The sequence below is a fragment of the Glycomyces mayteni genome (assembly GCF_042428885.1).
In the GTDB taxonomy this organism is placed as follows: Bacteria; Actinomycetota; Actinomycetes; order Mycobacteriales; family Micromonosporaceae; genus Glycomyces; species Glycomyces mayteni.
Genome location: NZ_JBHMBP010000004.1, coordinates 981,576 through 1,003,952 on the forward strand (window position 1 = coordinate 981,576; position 22,377 = coordinate 1,003,952).

Consider the following 22,377-nt stretch of genomic DNA (forward strand, 5'->3'; position numbering starts at 1 on the left):
GCGAGGGCCTCGGTCGCGTTCTGGTCGTAGTTCTGCTGCGGCACGCCCCCCATGATTCACGATTCCGGCCCGTGAGTCAACTTTTCTCAGACTCCGGGACGTCGGTCGGCGTGTCGCGGGGCCCGGGGACGCCGTACGGCTCGGTGGTGAGGGCCCTGGGCTCCTCGGTGAGCCAGCGCGTCAGGTCGTCGGGGTCCATGGGCTTGGCGAGGAGGTAGCCCTGCACGAGCGGGGCCTGGGCGGCGATCATGGCGTTGAGCTGGAGGTCGGTCTCGACGCCTTCGGCGATGACCTCCATGCCGAGGATGCGGCCGAGGGCGACGGTGACGGCCGCGAGGGGGCCGACGCCGCCGTCGTCCTTGGCGATGAGGTCGCGGTCGATCTTGAGGATGTCGACGGGGAGGCGGTCGAGCTGGCCGAGGGAGGAGTACCCGGACCCGAAGTCGTCCAAGGCGATCCGCACTCCGGCGCCGCGCAGGGCCCCGAGCTGGGCGATGAGGGTGTTCATCTGGTGGGAGAAGTCGTGCTCGGTGACTTCGAGCACGAGGCGCTTGGCGGGGACGCCCGCGGCGATGAGCGCGGTGTTGACCTCGGTGGCGAACAGGGCGGTGTGGAGCTCCTTGACGGAGACGTTCACGGAGATCCAGGCCTTGATGCCCGCGGAGTGCCACTGGGCGAGCTGCTCGGCGGCGCGGTTGACGGTCCACACGGCGAGGTCCTGGGTGAGGCCGGACTCGGTGGCGGCGGGGATGAACTCGCCGGGGCTCACCTGGCCGAGGCGGGGGTGGTGCCAGCGCATGAGGGCCTCGGCGCCGACGATGGTGCGGTCGGAGACGGAGAACACGGGCTGGTAGACGAGGTGGAGCTCGTCGCGGTCGATGGCCCCGCGCAGCTCCTGGGTGAGCTCGTTCTTGCGGCGCACGACGCGGTCGAACTCGGCGTCGTAGGTGGCGTAGCGGTTCTTCCCGGCCTGCTTGGCGGCGCGCAGGGCGAGGTCGGCGTTGCGCAGGAGCAGTTCGGGGTCGCCCAGTCCCTCTGCGGCGGTGGCGATGCCGACCGAGCCGGTGACGAAGACGGTGGACTCGTCGTGGAACTCGTACGGTTCGGCGAGGCGGTCGACCAGGGCCTTGGCGGTGGCGACGGCTTCGGAGCGGCTGGCGCGCAGCAGGATCGCGAACTCGTCGCCGCCGAGGCGGGCGCCGACGTCGGTGGGGCGCAGCAGTTCCTTGATGCGGCGGGAGACCTCCACGAGGAGTTCGTCGCCGAAGTCGTGGCCGCGGGTGTCGTTGACGTTCTTGAAGCCGTCGAGGTCGAGCAGGAGCAGCGCGGTCTGGTGCTCCTCGGCGGCGACGCCGTCTTCGAGGCTCTGGAGGAGCGCGCGGCGGTTCGCGAGGCCGGTGAGGGGGTCGGAGTAGGCCATGCGGGCGAGCTCGGTCTCCAGGCTCCTGCGGGCGCCCACGTCCTCGATGCGGGCGACGAGGCCGCGCACCTGGGGGCGGCCGCGGAGGTCGGAGACGACGGTCTCGGTGTGGCGCCAGCGGCGGGAGGCGTCGCGGACGCGGACGTTGAGGGAGACCTGCCCGGTGTGGCTGAGGCCGTTGAGGAGCGTGTGGAGGTCCTCTTCGGCGTGGCGGCGGTCGTCGATGTGGACGAGGTCGAGGAAGGACGCGCCGAGGCACTCCCCGGCGTCGGTGGCGGGCCGCCACGCGGAGTCCTCGGGGTGCCAGGTGACGGTGAGCTCCTCGTCCAGGACGAGGACGGTGTCGGAGGCGACGCCGACGATGGCGGAGAGGCGGCGCTGCCGGGCCGTCGCCTCGCCGGTGACGCGCCTGACGTCGAGGTAGGTGAGGACCAGGCGCGCGCCGAGGGCGCCGACGGCGGCGAGGCCGAGGAGGGCCGCGTCGAGCGGGAGGGCCCCGCGGGTGGCGCCGTTGATGAGGACGGTGGCGGCGGCGAGCGCGCCCGCCCCGGCCATGACGGTGTAGTGGACGCCGGGGTAGTTCGGCTTGTCGATCGGGGCGGGCTTCTGGTGGCGGGCGGCGAGGTAGGTGACGCCGAGGAGGGCCGCGCAGGTGGCGACCCAGGCGACGGACCACCACAGGACGCGCTCCTCGGGGCGCAGCCACTGCCAGGCGACGAACGTGGACAGGCCGGTGAAGTGGACGGCGAACACGGCGAGGTACGCGGAGGCGTGGCGGCGGCGCCAGCGCTGGATGCGGAAGGTGGTGGTGAAGCCGACGCCGAGCATGACGACGCCCATCATCCCGGGGATGACGATCGCGAGGTCGCCTTCGCCGAGGGGGCCGCGCATCTGCGCGAACAGGGGGCGCGCGAACAGGGTCCAGGCGAAGAAGAGCACGCACAGGCCGACGAAGGAGCCGTCCACGAGGCGCCGCTGCACGGCCTGGGGGGCCCAGCCGCGGTCGGGCAGGCGCAGGAGGGCGAGGGCCCAGAGGACGACGGCGGCGGCGAACCCGGACCCGGCGACGGCGTCCCCGGCGGCGTCGGGGAGCCAGCACGCGGCCGCGAAGGACGCGGCCATGGTCTGGATGCCCGCGGCCATGAGCTGGTAGGTGGTGCGGCGGCCGGGCTCGATCCGCTTGGCGGCGCGCCACATGAGCGAGCCGGCGCAGGCGGCGCCGAGGGAACCGAGGGCGGCGGCGGTGCCGGGGGCGATGGTCCCCGGCACGGTGTCGAGGGCGACCGTGACGGCCGCGGCGAGCACGGAGCACCACACTGCGGCGGTCGCGGTCCACGACAGCGATTGCCGGACGCGACGGGGGGTTGGCGTCATCCACTGGTCCGATCGTAGGAAGCCTCGTGCATTACAGGATGCCGCATGGTCCGCCGTTTCCGTATCGGGCCCTCCGTGATTCCCGTTCGCGTCCGGTCAGTCGGACCCCGGCAGGGCCGTGATGAGGCGTTCGAGGGCGGTGCGGTCGGCGAGGTGGGCGGCCGCCCGCTTCTGGTCGGCCGCGGAGGCGTCGGCGCGGGCGGCGAAGAGCGCGGCGCGCAGGTCGGCGATCTGGGCGTCGCGCTTCTCGGCCTCCCGGCGGGCCTTCTTCGCGTCGCCGCGGTACATGAGGAGCGGGATGAGCGCCCCGAGCGCGACGGGGACCGCCAGGCCCCACAGGCCGATCGCGGCGACGGCGGCGGCGAGCGCGAGGAGTCCGGCCCCGGCGGCGGTGAACCGGGGCTTCGAGGGGCCGTCGGTGTCGAAGCCGCGGCCGATGCGGTCTTCGAGGGCGGCGGCCTCGTCGGCGTCGTGCCCGGCGGCGGTGACGTCCACGGAGCCGCCGCGGCGCTTGACGGCGACGACGGCGGGCGCGGGGGCCTCCATGGCCTCCAGGAGGCGGTCGAGGCGGGCGCGCAGGAGCGGCGCGGCGAGGTCGAGGGCCATGCGGCGCAGGGCGATCGGCGTCTCGGGGTCGAACACGTCGCGGCGGATGAGCTCGGCGGCGGTCCCGGCGGACTCGGCCCAGGCCGGGCGGGAGCGCAGCGGGGCCTCGCCGACGGCGAGGTCCTCCAGGCGCCGCACGAGCGGGAGCTCGGCGGGACTGGGCTCCTCGATGAGGTCCTGGAGGCACCGGCGCCAGCGGCCGTCGAGATCGGGCAGCTCGCCCGCGGTCTCGGCGGTGAGGTGCAGGCGCAGCGAGACGAGGGCTTCGGCGAGGGGCGGCTCCGCGCCGCCGACGGACCCGAAGGCCTCGATCGCGCGGTCCCACTCCTTCACATCGGTCTCGTCGAGGCCGGGCGCCGACCCGTCGGCGCCGGGGGCGAACAGCTCGCGCAGGCGCCCGGTGAGCTGCACGGCCGCGGCGGGGCCGAACTCCCCGAGGGCCGCCTGCTCCCACAGGCCCCGCCAGCCGTCCGCGACCTGGCCGGGCTCGGCGGCGCCGAGGTCGGGCGCGTCGGCGATGAGCCGCAGGAACGCCGCGTCCACGAGGACCGCCTGCCCGAAGCAGCGTCCGACGGCGAGGTTGAACAGCTCGGCGCGGACCGCGTCGCGGGCGCGGGCGGCGGCGAGCCCGGTCGTGAGGTCCGCCGGAGGCACGGTCCCGCCCGCGGGGCGGCCGCGCAGCACCAGCGGCAGGGTCGCCGAGGCGGCGGGCAGGAGCCAGTACCCGGGCAGGTCGTGGAGGTCCGGGAGCCGGGCAGGACGGCCTTCCGCCAAGGCGCGGAACGCGTTCCGGATGTGCTTGCGGGCCTCGTACTCCTCGAATTCGAGGAGCCGGAACCGCAGGTCGGTCCAGGCGAACAGCGTCTCGATGCGTTCGGACAGGCGCGTGGAGGCCGCGTCGATGCGGCCTTCGAGGCGCAGCTGCGCCTCCCGCTGCCGCTCCTCGGACTCAAGGGCCTGGCGGCGCTGCCTGCGGGCGAGCTCGCCGATGGCGTGCTCCTGCCTGCGGTCGCGCCCTTCTTCGGTCCAGACCCAGCGGTTCCTGGCGATGTCGTCCAATGCGCTCACGCGGGCACACTCCGGGGGCGAGGGGATGAGAGGACTTCATTCTGCCCCGGGAACGCCAGCGGCGGAGCCCTCCGTTCGGAGGACCCCGCCGCATCGTGTGTCCTTAGTCGACCTTGCGGACGGCGCCGTCGCTCGCCGGGGTCGCCATCGACGCGTACGCCTGGAGCGCACGGGAGACGACCCGGTCGCGCGCGACCGGCGTGTACGGCTGCTCGCGCTTCTCCTGCGCGACCCGGCGCTGCTGGAGCACCGCGTCGTCCACCTGGAGTTCGAGCCTGCGGTTCGGGATGTCGATCGCGATGACGTCGCCGTCCTCGACCAGGGCGATCACGCCGCCGCCCGCGGCCTCGGGGCTGATGTGCCCGATCGACAGGCCCGAGGTGCCGCCGGAGAAGCGGCCGTCGGTGATGAGCGCGCACTTGCGACCCAGGCCGCGCCCCTTGAGGAACGAGGTCGGGTACAGCATCTCCTGCATGCCGGGGCCGCCCTTGGGGCCCTCGTAGCGGATGACGACCACTTCGCCCTCGACCACGGACTTGTCCAGGATGCCCTGCACCGCGTCCTCTTGGGACTCGAAGACGTGCGCGGGACCGGTGAACGTCCAGTTCTCCTCCGGGACGCCCGCGACCTTGACGACCGAGCCGTCCTCGGCGAGGTTCCCGAACAGGACCGCCAGGCCGCCGTCCTTGGTGTAGGCGTGCTCCACCGAACGGATGCAGCCCTCCTCGGCGTCCGTGTCGAGGGTCTTCCAGCGGTTCGAGGTCGAGAACGCCTGCGTGGTGCGCACGTTGCCGGGCGCGGCGTGGAACAGCTCGATCGCCTCGGGCGCCGGGGCCTCGGAGCGGATGTCCCACTTGGCGAGCCACTCGGCGAGCGAGGGCGAGTGGACCGAGCCGACGCCCTCGTTGAGCAGGCCGCCGCGGCGCAGCTCCCCCAGGATCGCGGGGATGCCGCCGGCGCGGTGGAAGTCCTCCATGTGGAACTTGGGCGAGTTCGGGGCGACCTTCGCCAGGCACGCGACGCGGCGCGAGATCGCGTCGATGTCGGCGACCTGGAAGTCCAGGTCCGCTTCGCGGGCGGCGGCCAGCAGGTGCAGGATCGTGTTGGTGGAGCCGCCCATGGCGACGTCCATCGCCATCGCGTTCTCGAACGCGTCCTTGGTCGCGATGCTGCGCGGCAGGACCGACTCGTCGTCCTGCTCGTAGTAGCGGCGGGCCAGGTCCATGACCGTGCGCCCCGCCTCCTCGAACAGGGCCCGGCGGGAGGTGTGCGTCGCGAGCGTCGAGCCGTTGCCCGGCAGCGACAGGCCCATGGCCTCGGTGAGGCAGTTCATGGAGTTCGCGGTGAACATGCCCGAACAGGAGCCGCAGGTCGGACACGCGTCGAGCTCCATCTGGCGCAGCTGCGCGTCCGACACGTCGTCGTTCGCGGCCGCGACCATCGGGTCCACCAGGTCGAGCTTCTGGACGACGATGCCGTCCTTGTCGACGGTCTTCCCGGCCTCCATGGGCCCGCCGGAGACGAACACGACCGGGATGTTCAGCCGCAGCGCGGCCATGAGCATCCCCGGGGTGATCTTGTCGCAGTTGGAGATGGACGGGAGCGAGTAGAGCATCCCGGAGTGGCCCATCGCGATGCCGTCGTCGACGGCGATCGTGTGGAACTCCTTCGAGACGCCCCCGGCCTCACTGATGGCCTCGGCGACGATGTCGCCCATGTTCTTGAGGTGGACGTGCCCGGGGACGAACTGGGTGTAGGAGTTGGCGATGGCCACGATCGGCTTGCCGAAGTCGGAGTCGGTCATTCCGGTGGCGCGCCACAGCGCGCGAGCGCCCGCCATCTGGCGGCCGTGCGTGGAAGTGCGAGAACGAAGCGCTGGCATGCCTCCAGTCTGCCACGTCTCGCATACCGGGACGACGCGCCCGGTGGTTAGGATCGCCTATCCCGTCAGAAACCGTGCACCATCGTGCCGAAGATCATCTGCTCGGGGCAGGGGCCGTGGCGCCGCGAGTCCTCCCCGTCGGGGTTGTCGCTGAGGAGGTAGTAGTGCCCGGCCGGGACGGTCCCGCCGCCGCCGGGGAGGGCGCCGTCGGGAATCGGGTCGCCGGGTCCGGCGGCGACGCGCTTGATCCACCAGGGGGCCTTGGCCCGCCGGACCTCGGCCCAGCCGAGCGCGGGGTCCGGGGCGGCGACCACGACCACGTCGCCGACCGCGATCCGCCTGGTGCGCTTGGCGAGGACCTCGCCGCCGTCCTTGAGCGAGGGCTCCATGGACCGGCCCTCGACCTTGACGAGGGTCCAGCGCCGCCGCAGCTGCCGGACGCTCTCGGCGACCAGGGCCGCGGCGGCGATGAGCAGGAGCGGGAAGAGCCAGCTAGAAGAGGTCATCGAGCCCGCCGTCGTCGGCCGGCTTCTCGGACCGGCGCCCGAACAGGCGGGCCACGGAGAAGCCGGTGAGGCCCAGCAGCGCCGAGACGGCGAGGACGCCGAAGGCGAAGAGCAGGAGCATCCCCCCGCCGATGACGATCCAGCCGACCAGGATGCCGAAGGCGGCGCCGTCGGCGTTGTGGACGTTCGTCGGATCCATGCCGGGATCTTACGGGAGGTCGTTGATGATGTCGGTGATCGTGCGGCGCTTGCCGGTGAAGAACGGGATCTCTTCGCGCACATGGCGTCTCGCACCGGAGGCGCGCAGCTCGCGCATGAGGTCGACGATGCGGTGCAGCTCGTCGGCCTCGAACGCGAGGATCCACTCGTAGTCGCCGAGGGAGAACGCCGGGACGGTGTTGGCGCGCACGTCGGGGAAGTCGCGGGCCATCTGGCCGTGCTCGCGCAGCAGGTCGCGGCGCTCCTCGTCGGGGAGGAGGTACCACTCGTAGGAGCGCACGAACGGGTAGACGCTCACGTAGCCGCGGGGCTCCTCGGTGAGGAACGCGGGCAGGTGGCTGCGGTTGAACTCGGCGGGCCGGTGCAGGGCCATGTTCGACCAGACGGGGGCGAGGTGGCGGCCCAGCGGGGAGCGCCGGAAGTCCGAGTACGCCTTCTGGAGGTCGTCGCTGGACTCGGCGTGCCACCAGACCATGAGGTCGGCGTCGGCGCGCATCCCGGTGAGGTCGTAGGTGCCGCGCACGGTGACGCCCTGGTCGCCGCAGTGCTTCTTGAAGAACGCCTCCATGTCGCTGGCGAGGTCCTGCCGGATCGACGGCATGGGCTCCTCGGCGCGGAACACCGACCACAGCGTGTACCGGATCGTGTCGTTCAGCTCTTTGATCCGCGCGGCGTTGGGGTTGTTGGACTGGCGTTCGGTCACGATGCGGCCCTTCTACTTCGGTGAAAGCTGTTGAGCAATGTCGTCGGCGGCGGCCTGGCCCGAGGCGATGCACGCGGCGATGCCGACGCCGTCCACGGCGGCCCCCGCGATGGCGACGCCGCGGTGGCGGGCGAGCGCGGCGCGCGCGGCCTCGACGCGGGCGACGTGGCCCGGCGAGTACTGCGGGAGCGCCCCGCCCCACCGGTCGACGCGCTGCTCGACGGGGTCGGGCAGGCGCCGCCCCAGGTGCTCGCCGAGTTCGCGCAGGGCGGTCTTGGCGAGGGTCGCGTCGTCGTACTGGAGGAGCGCCTCCTCGCCGAGGCGGCCCATGGAGACGCGCACGATCTGGCGGCGGCGGCCCAGGTGCGGCCACTTCTTGGACGCGAACGTCGCGGCCTTGACGGTCTTGCCCTCCGATGCGGGCGTGAGGAACCCGGAGCGCTCGGGCAGCTCGACGGCGTCGAACGCGAACGCGGCCAGGGCGACCGAGGCGTAGGCGACGCCCGAGAGCGCGGCGGCGGCCTCGGGGGCGACGGCGCGGAGCAGGTCGGCGGCGGGGGTCGCGGGGACGGCGAGGACCACCGCGTCGGCGGTGACCCGGATCGGGTCGGGGACCGGGCCGGTGATGACCTCCCAGCCCTCGGGGGTCTGGCGCAGCTCGCGCACGGTCATGCCGAGGCGGATCTCCGCGCGCGCGGCCGCGGACGTGGCGGTCACGAGCCGGTCCAGGCCGCCGTCGATCGTGGCGAACACGGGCTTGCCGGTGGCGGGCCTCTTGATCTCGGCGACCGCTTCGGTCAGGCGCGCATGGCGTTCGAGCGCGGCGGCGAGCTGCGGCATGACGGCCCGCACGGAGAGGCGGTCGACGTCCCCGGCGTAGACGCCCGCGAGCATCGGGGACACGAGCCGGTCGAGGACCTCGTCCCCCAGGCGCGAGCGCACGAGCGCGCCCACGGACATGTCCTGGCCGGGCTCCAGGATCGGGAGGCCGTTGTCGGGGCGCTCCTTGGCGTTCGCGATGGCGGCGACGTCGGCGGGGTCCCCGGGGATGCCCATCATGTGCCCGGCCGGGAAGTCGACGAGCTCGCCCCCGAGGCTCAGCGCGGGCTTGAGGGACGCGGGGTGGACGATCGCGTCGCCCAGGCCGACCGCCTCGGCGAGGCGGATCGCCTCGGGCCGCGCGGCGAGGAGCGACTCGGCGCCGGTCTCGACGGGCCGCCCGGCGAAGTCGGCGGTGCGGATCTTGCCGCCCAGGCGCATCGACTGCTCGGCGACGATGATCTCCGCGTCGGGGCCGAGGCGCTCGCGCAGGCGGTGCGCCGCGGCGATGCCGGTGATGCCGCCGCCCGCGACGAGGACCCGGGTGCGCCCCGGGGTGCCCGTGACGCGGGCGGGCGTCATGGGGCTCATCGGGTCGTGGTCTCGTGGACGCGGTCCACCACGAGCTTCAGCTTCGCGGGGTCGGAGTACGGGAGGACGCCGTGCCCGAGGTTGAAGATGTGGCCCTTGGCGGCCCGGCCCGCGGCGACGACCTTGTCGGTCTCGGCGATGAGCGCCGCGTCGTCGGCGAGGATGAGCGCCGGGTCGAGGTTCCCCTGGAGGACCTTGCCGGGCAGGCGCTTCGCGGCCTCGTCGAGCGGGGTGCGGAAGTCCACGCCGGAGATCTCCGCGCCGGTCTCGGCCATCGCTTCGAGCAGGTGCCCGGTGCCGACGCCGAAGTGGATGCGCGGCACCGACTCGGCGACGCCCGCCAGCGCGGCGGTGGAGTGCGGGAGGGCGAACTCGCGGTAGTCGGCCTCGGAGAGGGCCCCGGCCCAGGAGTCGAAGAGCTGCACGGCGTTCGCCCCGGCGTCGACCTGGACGCGGAGGAACTCGCCGCAGATCGCGGCGAGGCGGGAGGCGAGGGCGTGCCAGACGTCGGGGCGGGACTTCATGAGCGCCTTGGTCTTCGCGTGGTCGCGGGAGGGGCCGCCCTCGACGAGGTAGGACGCGAGGGTGAACGGGGCCCCGGCGAAGCCGATGAGCGGGGTGGAGCCGAGCTCCTTGCCGAGCAGGCCGACCGCCTCGGTGATGTAGGGGACGTCGCAGGGGTCGAGGTTGCGCAGGCGCTTGACGTCGGCCTCGGTGGCGAAGGGCTCGGCGACGACGGGGCCGACGCCGGGGACGATCTCGATGCCGACGCCGATGGCGGCGAGGGGGACGACGATGTCGGAGAAGAAGACCGCGGCGTCGACGCCGTGGCGGCGCACCGGCTGCATCGTGATCTCGCAGACGAGCTCGGGGGTGCGGCACGCTTCGAGCATGGAGGTGTCGCCGCGGGCGGTCTTGTACTCGGGGAGGGAGCGTCCGGCCTGGCGCATGAACCAGACGGGTGTGCGGCTGGGCTCCTCACCGCGGCAGGCCGCGAGGAACGGGGACTCGTGCGATGAAGGAACGGCGTTGACCACAGGGCCATCCTTGCACGCGGCGGGGCGGGCCGCCCGCAGCGGCGAGTGCGATGTGGCCCGCACCGGGAGGGGCACTGTGAGGGAGGTCGGCGGGGGTGGCCGTCCACCATGGAGGAGAAATAGGGTGATTAACCCACTATCGGGTGGAAATCGGTCTCCTGCGCGGCGGGGCAGTAGCGCGCGCAGGTTACCTGCCCGTACGGTGAACAGGTGACCGATCCCCAGCCCGAACCAGAAGCCGTTCTCCTCACCGAGCCGCGCGAAGGCATGCCCCCGCTCGTCCAGACCTCCGCGGACCTCGCCGAGGCGGCCGAGCGGCTCGAAGCCGGGTCCGGTCCGATCGCGGTGGACACCGAGCGCGCCTCCGGCTTCCGGTACTCGGGCAGGGCGTACCTGATCCAGCTGCGCCGCGCCGGCACGGGCACGATCCTGGTCGACCCCATCCCGATCGAGGACCTCGACCCGCTGCGCCGCGCGCTCGCGGGCCCCGAGTGGATCCTGCACGCCGCCAGCCAGGACCTGCCGTGCCTGGAGGAGCTCGATCTGCACCCAGCACGCCTGTTCGACACGGAGCTGGCCGCGCGCCTGTGCGACTTCGAGAAGGTCGGGCTCGCCTCGATCACCGAGCAGCTCCTGGGGTACCGGCTGGAGAAGCAGCACTCGGCGGCCGACTGGTCCTCGCGCCCGCTCCCCCACGACTGGCTCGTGTACGCCGCGCTCGACGTGGAGCTGCTGACGGAGCTGCGCGGCAAGCTCGCCGCCGAGCTCTCCAAGCAGGGGAAGTCGGCGTGGGCCGAGGCCGAGTTCGAGCACGTGCGCACCGCGGGCCCGCCCAAGCCCCGCAAGGAGCCGTGGCGGCGCACCAGCGGCATCCACAAGGTCCGCGGCGCGAAGGCCCTGGGCCGGGTGCGCGCGGTGTGGGAGGCCCGGGACGCCTTGGCGCGCAAGCTCGACCGCGCGCCCGGGAAGGTCCTGCCTGACGCGGCGATCGTGGAGGCCGCGACGGCCGACCCGACCGACTTCGCGGAGCTGATGGGCCTGCCCGGGTTCCGCCGCCGCGGCGGGCGCACGAACGCGCGGCTGTGGCTCCAGGCGCTCGCGGACGCGCGCCTGGTCCCGGCCGACGAGCTGCCGTCCACGACCCCGCCGCAGGACGGCCCGCCCGCGACGCACCGCTGGGCCGACCGCGACCCGGTCGCGGCCGAGCGCCTGGCCGCGGCCCGCGAGGTCGTCACCGAGATCGCCGGGAAGCACCGCCTCCCGGCCGAGAACCTCATCTCGCCCGCGCTGGTGCGGGGCCTGGCGTGGGAGCCGCCGAAGAAGGTCTCCGAGAAGCACGTGCGCACGGTCCTCGCCGAGGGCGGCGCCCGCGAGTGGCAGATCGAGCTGCTCGCCGAGGGCCTCGCCGAGGCGCTCAAGGACTGACCCCCTCCCGACGGAACGGCCCCGCCCCGGCGGGGCCTTCGCCGTCCCCGGGGCGTTCGCGAGCTGGGCGGACGTTTGGCCGCAGACGGATGTCCGACACGCGGCGGGGGGCCGTGACACTGAACTTACTAACGGGTAACATCGGTTGTGACGTTGCACTCGCAAGACATGCACTCACACCGACGCTGCATACCCAAAGGAGGGGCTGGCGTGAACGACACCATCCGCGATGTCGTCTTCGTCGACGGGGTCCGCACCCCGTTCGGCAAGGCGGGCAAACTCTTCGAGGACACCCGCGCGGACGACTTGATCATCCGCGCCATCAGGACGCTGCTGCGCCGCAACCCGGGGCTGCCGCCTGAGCGGGTCGACGAGGTGGCCCTGGCGGCCACCACGCAGATCGGCGACCAGGGCCTGACACTGGGCCGCACCGCGGCGCTCCTGTCGGGCCTGCCGCGGTCCGTCCCCGGCTACTCGATCGACCGCATGTGCGCGGGCGCGATGACCGCGGTGACGAGCGTGGCCTCCGCGATCGCCTCCCGCCAGTACGACATCGCCATCGCCGGCGGCGTGGAGTCGATGTCGAACCACCCGATGGGCGAGGGCGTGGACCCGAACCCGCGGATCATCGCCGAGCGCCTGGTCGACCCGGACGCCCTCCAGATGGGCGTCACGGCCGAGAACCTGCACGACCTGTACCCGCAGCTCACCAAGGAGCGCGCCGACGCCTACGCGGTGCAGACCCAGCAGCGCTACGCCGCCGCGGTCGACAAGCTCGCGGGCGACATCACCACGATGGCCGCCCGCTCCGACGAGGGCTGGACGATCGCCACCGGCGACGAGCTGCCGCGCCCCTCGACCAGCATGGAGGGGCTCGCGAACCTGCGCACCCCGTTCCGCCCGCACGGCCGCGTCACCGCCGGGACCTCCTCGCCGAACACCGACGGCGCCACCGCGTGCCTGCTCACGGACGCCGAGACGGCCGCCGAGCTGGGCCTGCCGGTCGCCATGCGGATGGTCGGCTTCGCGTTCGCGGGCGTGGACCCCGAGACCATGGGCGTCGGGCCGATCCCGTCCACCGAGAAGGCCCTCGCGCGCGCGGGGCTCACGATCGACGACATCGGCCTGTTCGAGATCAACGAGGCGTTCGCCGTCCAGGTGCTCGCGTTCCTCGACCACTTCAAGATCGCCGACGACGACCCGCGGGTGAACCCGTGGGGCGGCGCCATCGCGATGGGCCACCCGCTGGCCGCCTCGGGCGTGCGCCTCATGACGCAGCTCGCCCGCGAGTTCGCCGAGCACCCCGAGGTCCGGTACGGCATCACGACCATGTGCGTGGGCCTCGGCCAGGGCGGCACGGTCATCTGGGAGAACCCGAACTTCAAGGGGGCCAAGTAATGTCCGCGACGCCGCTCGACCTTCCCGACTTCGAGGCAGAGGTCGTCACCGAGTCCCACGTGCGCTTCCTGGAGCCCCGCGGGCTCGGGGGCAAGGCCGCGATCATCACCCTCGACAACGGCTACGACCACACCAAGCCCTCGTCGTTCGGCCCCGGCGGGCTCAAGGCCCTGTGGCGGGCGATCGACGAGGTCGAGGCCGAGGAGGGCGTCAAGCTCATCGCGGTCACCGGCAAGCCGTTCATCTTCCTGGCCGGCGCCGACATCAAGCTCATGCCGAGCCTGGAGACCCGCGAGCAGGGCCTGGCCCTCGCACAGGCCGGGCACGCGCTGTACAAGCGGCTCAAGGACTCCGCGGTCCCGACGTTCGCGTTCGTCAACGGCACGGCCCTCGGCGGCGGCTTCGAGCTGGCGCTGCACTGCCACTACCGGACCGTCTCGACCACCGCGGTCGGGCTGGGCCTGCCGGAGGTCTCCATCGGGCTCATCCCCGGCTGGGGCGGCTCGCAGATCCTCCCGAACCTCATCGGGGTCGAGAAGGCCGCGCAGGTCATCATCGGGAACCCGCTGAACCAGAACCGGATGCTCAAGGGCGCCGACCTGGTGCCCCTGGGCATCGCCGACGCGCAGTTCGAGGGCGCCGACTTCCTGGAGGAGTCCCTCGACTGGGCCGTCAAGGTCGCCACCGGCGAGATCACCGTCGAGCGCGAGCCGGTCGACCGCGACGCGTGGCCCGCCGTCATCGCCGGGGCTCGCAAGCTCGTGGACGAGAAGGTCCACAACGCCTCCGCAGCCGCGGTGCGGGCCCTGGACCTGCTCGAACTGGCGCAGCACGCCACGTTCGAGGAGGGGTCCCTCGCCGAGGACGAGGCCCTCGCCGACCTGGAGGCCGGGCCGCAGTTCCAGGCCAGCATCTACGCGTTCAACCTGGTCCGCTCGCTCGGCAAGCGCCCCGAGGGCGCCCCGAGCCCCGGGCTCGCCAAGGACGTCACCAAGGTCGGCGTCGTCGGCGCCGGGCTCATGGCCGGGCAGATCGCCCTCATGTTCGCGCGCCGCCTCGAAGTGCCGGTGGTCATGACCGACCTCGACGAGGAGCGGGCCCAGAAGGGCCTGGCGTACGTGCGGGCCGAGATCGACAAGCTCGCCGCCAAGGGCCGCACCTCCAAGCTCAAGGCCGCGAAGCTCCGCGCGCTGGTCTCGGCCAGCTCGGACAAGTCGGTGTACGCCGACTGCGACCTGGTCATCGAGGCCGTGTTCGAGGAGCTGGGCGTCAAGCAGGCCGTGTTCGCCGAGGTCGAGTCGATCGTCTCGGACGAGGCCCTGCTCGTCACCAACACCTCGGGCCTCTCGATCACCGCGATGGCCTCGCAGCTCAAGCGCCCCGAGCGGCTCGTGGGCATGCACTTCTTCAACCCGGTGGCCGTCATGCCGCTCGTGGAGGTCATCGCGACCGACTCGACCGACGACGAGACCCTGGCGACCGCCTACGCGGTCGCGAAGAAGCTCAAGAAGACCGCCGTGGGCTCCGCGGACCGGCCGGCGTTCATCGTGAACCGCCTGCTCGGGCGCATGCTCGCCGAGGTCACCGGCGCGGTCGACGCGGGCACGCCCGTCGAGACCGCCGACGTGGCCCTGGACGGGCTGGGCCTGCCGATGCGCCCGTTCGCGCTGCTGGAGCTCGTGGGCCTCCAGGTCGCCTGGCACCTGTGCCAGCACCTGAACGAGGACCTCGGGCCGCGCTTCCCCGCCTCGGAGAACCTGCGGAGGATGGCCGAGGCCGACTTCCCGGTGTTCGACCCGGCCGCCAAGGGCAAGGGCAGGCTCACCGACGAGGCCAAGGCGCAGATCGCGCTCGGGGACTCGCCGCAGAGCGCCGAGGAGGTCCGGGAGCGCGTGCTGCGCGGCCTGACCGAGGAGATCGGCCTCATGCTGGAGGAGGGCGTCGTGCCCTCGGCGAAGCAGATCGACCTCGCGATGATCCTCGGCGCGGGCTTCCCGTTCTGGCTCGGCGGGCTCACGCCGTACCTGGACCGCGAGGGGATTTCTACCGATGTGACCGGAAAGCCCTTCGCCTCGTAGCGCCAGGTGTGCCCGGTCACATTATCTTTGCGGCGAGCCCGGACTCCTCCGAAAGGACGAGTCCGGGCTCGTCCCGTGTACCGACGGGGGCGGACGGCAGCGGTGACGCGCTCGGGCGAGGGCGACGATAGGTCCGGTACCCGGCAAATGCCATAGAGGCTACTCGCGGGTAAGGAAACCCCTTGCCACCTGGGTTTCCGCGGACGCGACCCGGTTTTACCTGGGGATTTTCGCCCCTAGGTTTGCCCAGTGCATTTTCGCAAGATCATCGAAGGCGTGACCGGTCCGGTCCGGAGCGCCGCCGCCGCGCTCTCCCAGCGGCTGTCCTTCCATGACGAGTCCGGCGAGCACCACCGCTTCCGCCGCACCGCCACCGTCGGCCTCGCCGCCGCCGTGTTCACCGTCTCGGGCGCCACCGCCGCCTGGGCCATCTCCAACACCGACGAGCCGGTCGAGGAGACCGCCGCGGTCGAGGAAGTCCCGGCGACGACCGAGGAGGCGACCACCACCGAGGAGGCGGCCCCCGCGACCGAGGAGCCGACCGAGGAGGCCACCACCGAGCCCGCCCCCGAGCCCGTCGTGGAGGAGACCACCGAGGAGCCCGCCGGGCCCGTCGACATCGACGTCGCCGACATCGACGACGAGCAGGAGGCCAACGCCGTCACGATCATCGAGACCGGCAAGGACATGGGCTTCGACGAGCAGGGCTGGGCCGTCGCCCTCGCCACCGCGATGCAGGAGGCGAAGCTCTACAACGCCGCCTCCGACTCCGTCCCCGAGTCCTGGGACTACACCGACTCCTCGGTCCACTACGAGGACCACGACTCGGTCGGCATCTTCCAGCAGCGCACCTCGATGGGCTGGGGCTCGGTCGAGGAGCTCATGGACGTCTCGACCTCCGCGAGCAAGTTCTACGGGACCCTTGAGGACGTCGACGGCTGGGAGGGCATGTCCATCGCCTCCGCCGCCCAGGCCGTCCAGGTCTCGGCCTTCCCGGACTACTACGCGCAGTGGGAGGACCTCGCCTGGTCCATCATCGACGCCTACGAGAGCGCGTCCTAAGTACTTATCCTCCTCCCGACGGAACGGGCCTCGCGATCTCCACATCGTGAGGCCCGTTCCCATTTCCACGGAATGTCGTACCCCTGCGGGATAATGAAATCCGGGGGTCCCTTAGGCGCTCCGATGCTCGGTGCCCTCGATTCGGGGGCGGCGGGGCCGCGGCGCGTTTGGAGGAACCCGAGAAAAACGGCGCGGCCGGGCGGCGCGGCGGGTCGGGACACTGTCGGAACCCCACAAAGTCTGCCTGATTTGTCCGGTTACTGGTTTGACATGGTCCCGACACTGAGCGTATGGATCAGCCCATCGCGCCGACGGAACACGTTCCGCACCAAGCCCCTCCGCCCCCGGCGGACCCGCCCGGCCGCCGCGCCGAGGTCACCGCCAAGTCCGTGCAGATCGTCCTGCTGTGCCTCGGCGGGCTCCTGCTCACCGCGGGCGTCATCGTCTTCACCGCCGTCGCCTGGCGCCAGCTCGGCGACGGCGGGCGGCTCACCATCCTCGCCGGGACCACCGGCCTGCTCCTCGCGGTCCCCTTCGCGCTCACCAGGTTCCGCCTGTGGGCGACCGCCGAGACCCTCGCCGCCACCGCCACCCTCGCCATGTGGTGCTCAGCGCTCGCCGGGTACTACCTGTACCTGCCGAGCGGCACCGGCCTGACGGCCGTGTCCGTCGCCCGCTGGACCGCCGCCGTGCTCGCCGCCGCCGCGCTCTACCGGGTCGCCGCCCGCGTCGCCGCCCCCGCCTGGGCGCTCCTCCCCCTCGCCGCCGCCGGCGCCGCGTTCGCCGCCTTCGGCGACGCCCTCGAAGCCGCGCTCCACATGGGCGCCGTCGGGCTCCTCCTCGGCGGCGCCGCCTGGACAGTCAAGGCCGCCCCGACCCGGCACGCGAACGCCGACCGGTGGGCCGCACGGGTCCTTCTCGCCGCCGGGGCGACCACGGTCTTCCTCGCGGGCCTGCGCGCCGCGTTCGGCCTCGAAGCCGCGGTCCTGCCGACCGCGGCCGCGCTCGCCTGCGTCCTCGCCGCCGCCTGCATGCTCGCGACCGCCCACGCCCGCCACGCCGGCGCCGGGCCCGCCGCCGTCGGCGTCCTCGCCGCCGCAGCGGGCGCCCTCACCGCGGCCTCCTGGGTCCTCGCCGCCCGGGCCGCCGAACCGCTCATCGCCGTCCCCGCGTTCGGGCTCGCCGCGGTCGCGGTCATCCTCACCGCCTCCTGGGCCGACCCGAACGGCTACGAGCGCCTGCCGCTCAGCGCCGCCGCCACCGGCCTCACCGCCGCCCTCGCGGTCCTCGGAGCCGTGACCACCGGCGCGTACGAGCTCACCGCGTTCGCCGCCGCCATTCTGCTCGTCATCGCCGCGTCCCCGATCTTCCCGAGCGCGCTCGCCGACGCGCTCCGAAAAGGCGCCGCGGTCCTCGGCGCGGCCGTGCTCGCCTGGTGCGCCTTCGTGAGCGCCGCCGCGGTGCCGTTCGCCTTCGGCGCGGCGCCGAACCCGCTGCTGCGCTGGGAGATGCCCGCCATCGCCGTCCTCGGCGGGGCCGGGGTCCGCTTCGTCGCCCGCGGCTGGCGCCGGGACTTCCTGGTCCTGTGCGCCGCGGTCGCCGCCCTGGGCGCGGGCGGGCTCGTGGAGGTCCGCTGGGCCCCCTCGCTGTCGCTCGCCGTCGTGGCCGCCCTGGCCGTGTTCACCGCGTTCGCCTCCCCGGGCCCGGGCCGCCGGGTCCTCGCCTGGACGACGGCCTACCCGGCGATCGCCGCCGCGGCCCTCGCCGCCGCCTACCGCCCCTTGACGAACGACATCGACACCGGACCGGCGCTCGCGCTCGCCGCGGCCACCGCCTCGGTCCTGCTCATCGCCACCCGTCTCGTCCCGCGCACCGGAGCGGACGTCGCCTGGGCCCGCATCGGCGCGCACACCTCCCTCGCGGTGTACCTGCTGTGGCTCACCGTCGCCGCGCTCGTCGAGGGCGTGGACCTCTACGCGCCCACGGCGTTCACGGTCTACGCGTGCGCGCTCGCGGCGGTCGCGATCGTGGACCCCACGGCCCGGCTCGGGCACGCCCTCGGCTCGTGCGGCGCGCTCATCGTCGCCTCCCTCATGTTCGCCGCGGACGCGGGCGCCGCGGCCGTCGAGTGGTACACCGTGCCGCCCGCGGCCGTCCTCGCCGGACTCGGGCTGTGGCTGCTGCGCCGGGACGCGGGCACCAGCTCCTGGCTCGCGCTCGGACCGGCCCTGGCGGTCGCGTTCGCGCCCTCTCTGGCGACGGCGCTCGGCCCGGACGGGGACCCTTGGCGCCGGGCCGCCATCGGGGTGGTCGGCGTCCTGGTGCTCCTGGGCGGCGCGGGGAAGCGCTGGCAGGCGCCGCTCGTGCTCGGCGCGGTGGTGCTGGCCGCCCTGGCGGTCAACGAGATCGCGCTGGTGTGGAGCGCCGTCCCGAGGTGGATCCCACTCTCTGCGGGCGGCGCGGTCCTCATCGCCGCGGGCGCGACCCTGGAGCAGCGCCGCCGCGACCTCGCCCGGATCGGGCGGTCGCTCAAGGCCATGCGCTGACAGCGGGATGGGCGTGACGGAACGGTCCCTGTGCTGTGTGGCGCGGGGGCCTTTCCGTGTTTCGGGGGGTCGTGGGCGGGGTTCGAGCGGGCGGCGACGAAGGGGTGGGAGGGTGGTTCGGGTGGGTTGGGTGTCCTTGGGGCGCAGGGGGGTTGGGGCGGCCCCGGGGCGGAATGTGAGGACATTGCCCACCTGCGGGTGATGACAGTCCGGGCCTGCACGAGGGACACTTGGGGTACGCACAAGGACATGGAATTCGTACAGGTGTTGAGTAGGTGCAAGCAGACTAAGCCAAGCCTCTGGCCTCTCGCAAACCGGACCGATTCCGAGACATCAAGCCATCGTTCAGGGCTTTGGATCTCATCCTCTGGTGCTATCGCGACCCGCAGCAGCCGACGACCCTCTCAGGGCGTCACCGGGCGGCAGACCTCCGGTTGGGATCACCTCGACCGCAGGCAGTGCTCCTTACGAGGCACACGACCTGACAGCCATTGCTACCGATGAGGCCGATCAAGACCGCCAGCGCGACCAGGGGTGCCACCCGCCGGGCATTAGAGGACCCGGCATCGGCGACGCAGGCAGTGCACAGCGGCAAGGGCCCACGCGCAAATCGCACCACCTCAGATTGGGCACCAGTGCGCCTGAGAGGAGCAAGATGCGCAGCCAGGAGACAGCATGCCCGGCCACCGTTCGACCGTGGTCCGTTTGGAGGAAACCTGACAAATCCCGGGGCCGGAGCGGACGGGTGGGGCGGGTGCGTTGTAGGACGTGCACAACTGATGCCGGTTTTGTTCGGTCACCGATTTGACAGGCCCAGCACACTGTGCACATGACGACGTACAACTGCCCCCGCTGCGGGCGCCCCTCGACGGCCGCCGGGTGCGCGGCCTGCGGGCGCGGCCCCGAGCCGCTGCTCCAGCGGCTCGGCGACCTCGACGCGGTCCTGGCGTCGATGCCCACCGCCCTCACCAGCCGCGCCGCCGTCGAAGCCGAGCGGATCGAGGTCCTCGGCGGGCTTCGTGACGTGGCCTCCAGGTATCTGGCCGAAGCGGAGCGGCAGGCCCAGGCCGCTCCGGCGCCCCAGGTGCCGCAGACGCCGGCGAGCGGCGTGCCGCAAACCGCGCCGGGTGCTGTCGGACTCGCGCCTGGCGGGCCGGATGCCGCTGGCCAGCCCGGGGCGGCCACGAGCCCGGTCGCTCCTGGCGCTGCCGCGCCCATGCCGGGCACGCCGACGGCCGCCGGCCTGCCCGCGCCCGGGACGCCGCCGCACGGGCAGCTCGGCGTTCAACCGCCGCAGCCGCACACGCCGCCCGGCGGCTCTCCGGTGGCGTCCTACTTGCCGCCGCCTCCCCCGCCCCCGCGAGGCGAGGTCGGCAACAAGACCGTCCAGACCGTGCTCCTGAGCCTCGGCGGGCTGCTCGTCGCCGCCGCGCTCATCATCTTCACGGCCGTGGCGTGGCGCAACATGGGCAACGGCGGCCGCGCCGCGGTCCTGAGCCTCGTGACGATCCTGCTCCTCGCGGTCCCCTTCCCGTTCAAGCGGTTCAAGCTGTGGGCCACCGCCGAGACGTTCGGCGCGCTCGGCGCGCTCGCCCTGTGGTGCACCACCCTCGCGGGCTACTACCTGTACCGCCCGCCGGGCACCGACTTCGGCCCCGACACCGTCGCGGCCTGGACCGCCGGGGTCCTCGCCGTCCTGGCCGCCTATCGCGGCGTCTCCCGGCTCAGCGCCACCAGCTGGGCCATGCTGCCCCTCGCCGCCGTCGGCGCCTCCTACGCCGCCGCCAGCGGCCTCGGCCTGGCCGTGGTCCTCATGCTCACCATCGCGCTCGCCCTCGGCCTCGCCGCGTGGCTGACCGCCCGCTTCCCCGGGCGCTTCACCCGCTCCGACCTGTGGGCCTCGCGCCTCCTCACGTGCGCCGCGGTCGTCGTCGCCTGCTCGGCGGGCCTGCGTGCCGCGTTCGGGCTCGACGACCCGGTCGTCCCCACCGCCGCCGCGATCGTCGCGCTCCTGGCCGCCGCGAACCTCGTCGGCATCGGCTTCGCCCGCCGCCTGCGGGTCACCGGCACCCCGATGCTCATCGCCGCCTCCGCCGCCGGGTCGCTCGTGCTGTGCGCGTGGACCCTCGCGATCCGCTCAGGCTCCCCGGAGCTGGTCGTGCCCTCGCTGGCGCTGCTCGTCGCCGCCGTGATCCCTTTGGCGACCTTCGGGTCCCGCGACGACACGTGGGCCTTCACGCTCGCGCAGGCCGCCGGGCTCGCCTCGCTCGCGGCCTTCGCCGCCGTCGCGTTCGACGCCCCGGACCTGAGCGCCTACTTCGCCGCGTTCCTCATCGCGCGCCTGGCCGCGCCGCTCCTGGGCGACCCGCTCGGCGGGCCGCTCAAGCTCGCGTCCTACCTCACCGGGGCCGGGACCGCGCTCGCCGCGTCGGTCACCGCGATCACCGGCATCGGGGTCCTGTGGTCCGGGGACGCGCCCTCGGGGCTGTTCACGTGGGAGGTCCCGATCGTCCTGGTGGCCCTGGGCTTCGCCTCGGTGCTGCTCCCGGCCCGGTTCCGGGCCGAGGGGGCGGCGCTGGCGGTGACGTTCGCGGTCGTGTCCGCGTCGATCCTGGTGTGGGCCGCGGACCCGCAGCGGTGGGACGCCGTGCCGTTCTTCGGATTCGTACTGTGCGCGGTCATCGGGCTCGTCGCGGCGTTCGCGTCCCGCACGCTCGGCGGCCGGTGCGCGGGCTGGGCCGCGATCGCGGTGTGGTCGGGGGTCGCGGCGCTGACCGCCGTGGACACCGCGAGCGTGAACCCCGGCGACGGCGGCATCCCGTTCTGGCTCACCGTGACCGCCGCCGCGATGCTGGTCGTGGCGATCGGCGCGCCGCGGCGCTCCCGGCCCGACCGGGTCCTGGGGGTCGTGCTCGCGCACGTCCTCGCGGGGATCGCGGCGTTCGCCGGGCTGTGGGCGTGGGTCGAAGGGCTCATCGGCTCCTCGCCCTCGCGGTACCTCCTGTCGGCGCAGATCGGCGTGTACACGCTCGCGCTCGTCGGCGCGGCCCTCATGGCGCCGGTCCGCAAGTGGGGCTACGTGATCGCGGCCCTGTGCACCGGCACGCTCGGCTGGTGGGCGCTGCTGGCCGCGAACAGCGTCACGACCCTGGAGTTCTTCACCGGGCCGCCCGCCGCGATCCTGTTCGCCATCGGCCTGTGGCGCTTGGAGAAGCGCCCGAACGCCGGGTCGTGGGCGGCCCTCGCCGCGCCGATCCTCGTCGGCATCGGCCCCTCGCTGCTCCTGGCGCTCGGGGACGGCGAGCCCGCCCGCCGCGTCGGCGTCGGCGCCGCCGCGATCGCGGTCATCGTCGCCGGGCTGGGCCGCCGCTGGCAGGCGCCGCTCGTGCTCGGGTCGATCGCGCTCCTGGTCCTCACGGTCAACGAGCTGACGCTGGTGTGGGACTACATCCCGGTGTGGATTCCGCCCGCGATCGGCGGCGTCGTCCTCATCGGAGCGGGCGCCACGTTCGAGAAGCGCCGCCGCGACCTCGCCCGGATCAGGCAGGGGCTGAAAGCGATGCGGTGAGGATGCAACCGTCCGGCGCCCCGCGGCGTCTGAATGAGTAGCACCGGGCGCGGCGGTTCCACCAGGACCGCCGCG

At 73.3% G+C, this 22,377-nt stretch carries 14 protein-coding genes; 6 read left to right on the forward strand and 8 right to left on the reverse strand.

Translation table 11 applies throughout. The features are described from left to right. Positions 1 to 76 precede the first annotated feature (76 nt). The 8 genes from ACFFXY_RS19860 to hemE form a co-directional block, all read right to left on the reverse strand. The gene (locus tag ACFFXY_RS19860) at positions 77 to 2,794 is read right to left on the reverse strand and encodes a putative bifunctional diguanylate cyclase/phosphodiesterase (protein ID WP_382354543.1); all 2,718 of its coding nucleotides are present in this window, start codon (positions 2,792 to 2,794) and stop codon (positions 77 to 79) included. A gap of 96 nt (positions 2,795 to 2,890) precedes the next feature. Beyond that, positions 2,891 to 4,468 (reverse strand): hypothetical protein, encoded by a 1,578-nt coding sequence (locus ACFFXY_RS19865; RefSeq protein WP_382354546.1) that lies wholly within the window; start codon positions 4,466 to 4,468, stop codon positions 2,891 to 2,893. Positions 4,469 to 4,571: 103 nt separating this feature from the next. Continuing rightward, complete coding sequence (gene ilvD / locus ACFFXY_RS19870) at positions 4,572 to 6,350, reverse strand: dihydroxy-acid dehydratase (protein ID WP_382354548.1); 1,779 nt, start codon at positions 6,348 to 6,350, stop codon at positions 4,572 to 4,574. A 65-nt stretch (positions 6,351 to 6,415) separates the two neighbouring features. Then, the gene (locus ACFFXY_RS19875) at positions 6,416 to 6,856 is read right to left on the reverse strand and encodes a S26 family signal peptidase (RefSeq protein ID WP_382354551.1); all 441 of its coding nucleotides are present in this window, start codon (positions 6,854 to 6,856) and stop codon (positions 6,416 to 6,418) included. Next, positions 6,843 to 7,055, reverse strand: a complete 213-nt coding sequence (locus tag ACFFXY_RS19880) for a hypothetical protein (protein ID WP_382354554.1) — start codon at positions 7,053 to 7,055, stop codon at positions 6,843 to 6,845. Before ACFFXY_RS19880 ends, ACFFXY_RS19875 begins: the two co-directional genes overlap by 14 nt. A gap of 9 nt (positions 7,056 to 7,064) precedes the next feature. Next, complete coding sequence (hemQ, locus tag ACFFXY_RS19885) at positions 7,065 to 7,778, reverse strand: hydrogen peroxide-dependent heme synthase (protein WP_382354557.1); 714 nt, start codon at positions 7,776 to 7,778, stop codon at positions 7,065 to 7,067. 12 nt (positions 7,779 to 7,790) lie between these two features. Further along, positions 7,791 to 9,188: a protoporphyrinogen oxidase gene (gene hemG, locus ACFFXY_RS19890; RefSeq protein WP_382354560.1), complete on the reverse strand. Its 1,398-nt coding sequence runs from the start codon at positions 9,186 to 9,188 to the stop codon at positions 7,791 to 7,793. After that, entirely contained in the window at positions 9,185 to 10,225 is a 1,041-nt protein-coding gene (gene hemE / locus ACFFXY_RS19895) for a uroporphyrinogen decarboxylase (protein WP_382354563.1), read from the reverse strand. The genes hemG and hemE overlap by 4 nt, the downstream gene beginning before the upstream one ends. A gap of 210 nt (positions 10,226 to 10,435) precedes the next feature. On the opposite strand from hemE, the gene ACFFXY_RS19900 reads away from it, so the two are divergent. The 6 genes from ACFFXY_RS19900 (at position 10,436) to ACFFXY_RS19925 (ending at position 22,302) form a co-directional block, all read left to right on the forward strand. Continuing rightward, complete coding sequence (locus ACFFXY_RS19900) at positions 10,436 to 11,650, forward strand: ribonuclease D (RefSeq protein WP_382354566.1); 1,215 nt, start codon at positions 10,436 to 10,438, stop codon at positions 11,648 to 11,650. 210 nt (positions 11,651 to 11,860) lie between these two features. Beyond that, positions 11,861 to 13,048, forward strand: a complete 1,188-nt coding sequence (locus ACFFXY_RS19905) for a thiolase family protein (protein WP_382354569.1) — start codon at positions 11,861 to 11,863, stop codon at positions 13,046 to 13,048. Further along, positions 13,048 to 15,126, forward strand: coding sequence for a 3-hydroxyacyl-CoA dehydrogenase NAD-binding domain-containing protein (locus ACFFXY_RS19910; RefSeq protein ID WP_382354572.1), 2,079 nt, complete (start codon positions 13,048 to 13,050; stop codon positions 15,124 to 15,126). Before ACFFXY_RS19905 ends, ACFFXY_RS19910 begins: the two co-directional genes overlap by 1 nt. Before the next feature lie 249 nt (positions 15,127 to 15,375). Continuing rightward, positions 15,376 to 16,188 carry a hypothetical protein gene (locus tag ACFFXY_RS19915; RefSeq protein WP_382354574.1) on the forward strand — a complete coding sequence of 271 codons (813 nt, stop codon included), beginning with the start codon at positions 15,376 to 15,378 and terminating at the stop codon, positions 16,186 to 16,188. Between the two features lie 290 nt (positions 16,189 to 16,478). After that, positions 16,479 to 18,734, forward strand: coding sequence for an SCO7613 C-terminal domain-containing membrane protein (locus ACFFXY_RS19920; RefSeq protein WP_382354577.1), 2,256 nt, complete (start codon positions 16,479 to 16,481; stop codon positions 18,732 to 18,734). A gap of 829 nt (positions 18,735 to 19,563) precedes the next feature. Beyond that, on the forward strand, positions 19,564 to 22,302 hold the full coding sequence (locus tag ACFFXY_RS19925) for an SCO7613 C-terminal domain-containing membrane protein (RefSeq protein ID WP_382354579.1): 2,739 nt from the start codon (positions 19,564 to 19,566) through the stop codon (positions 22,300 to 22,302). Positions 22,303 to 22,377: the final 75 nt, after the last annotated feature.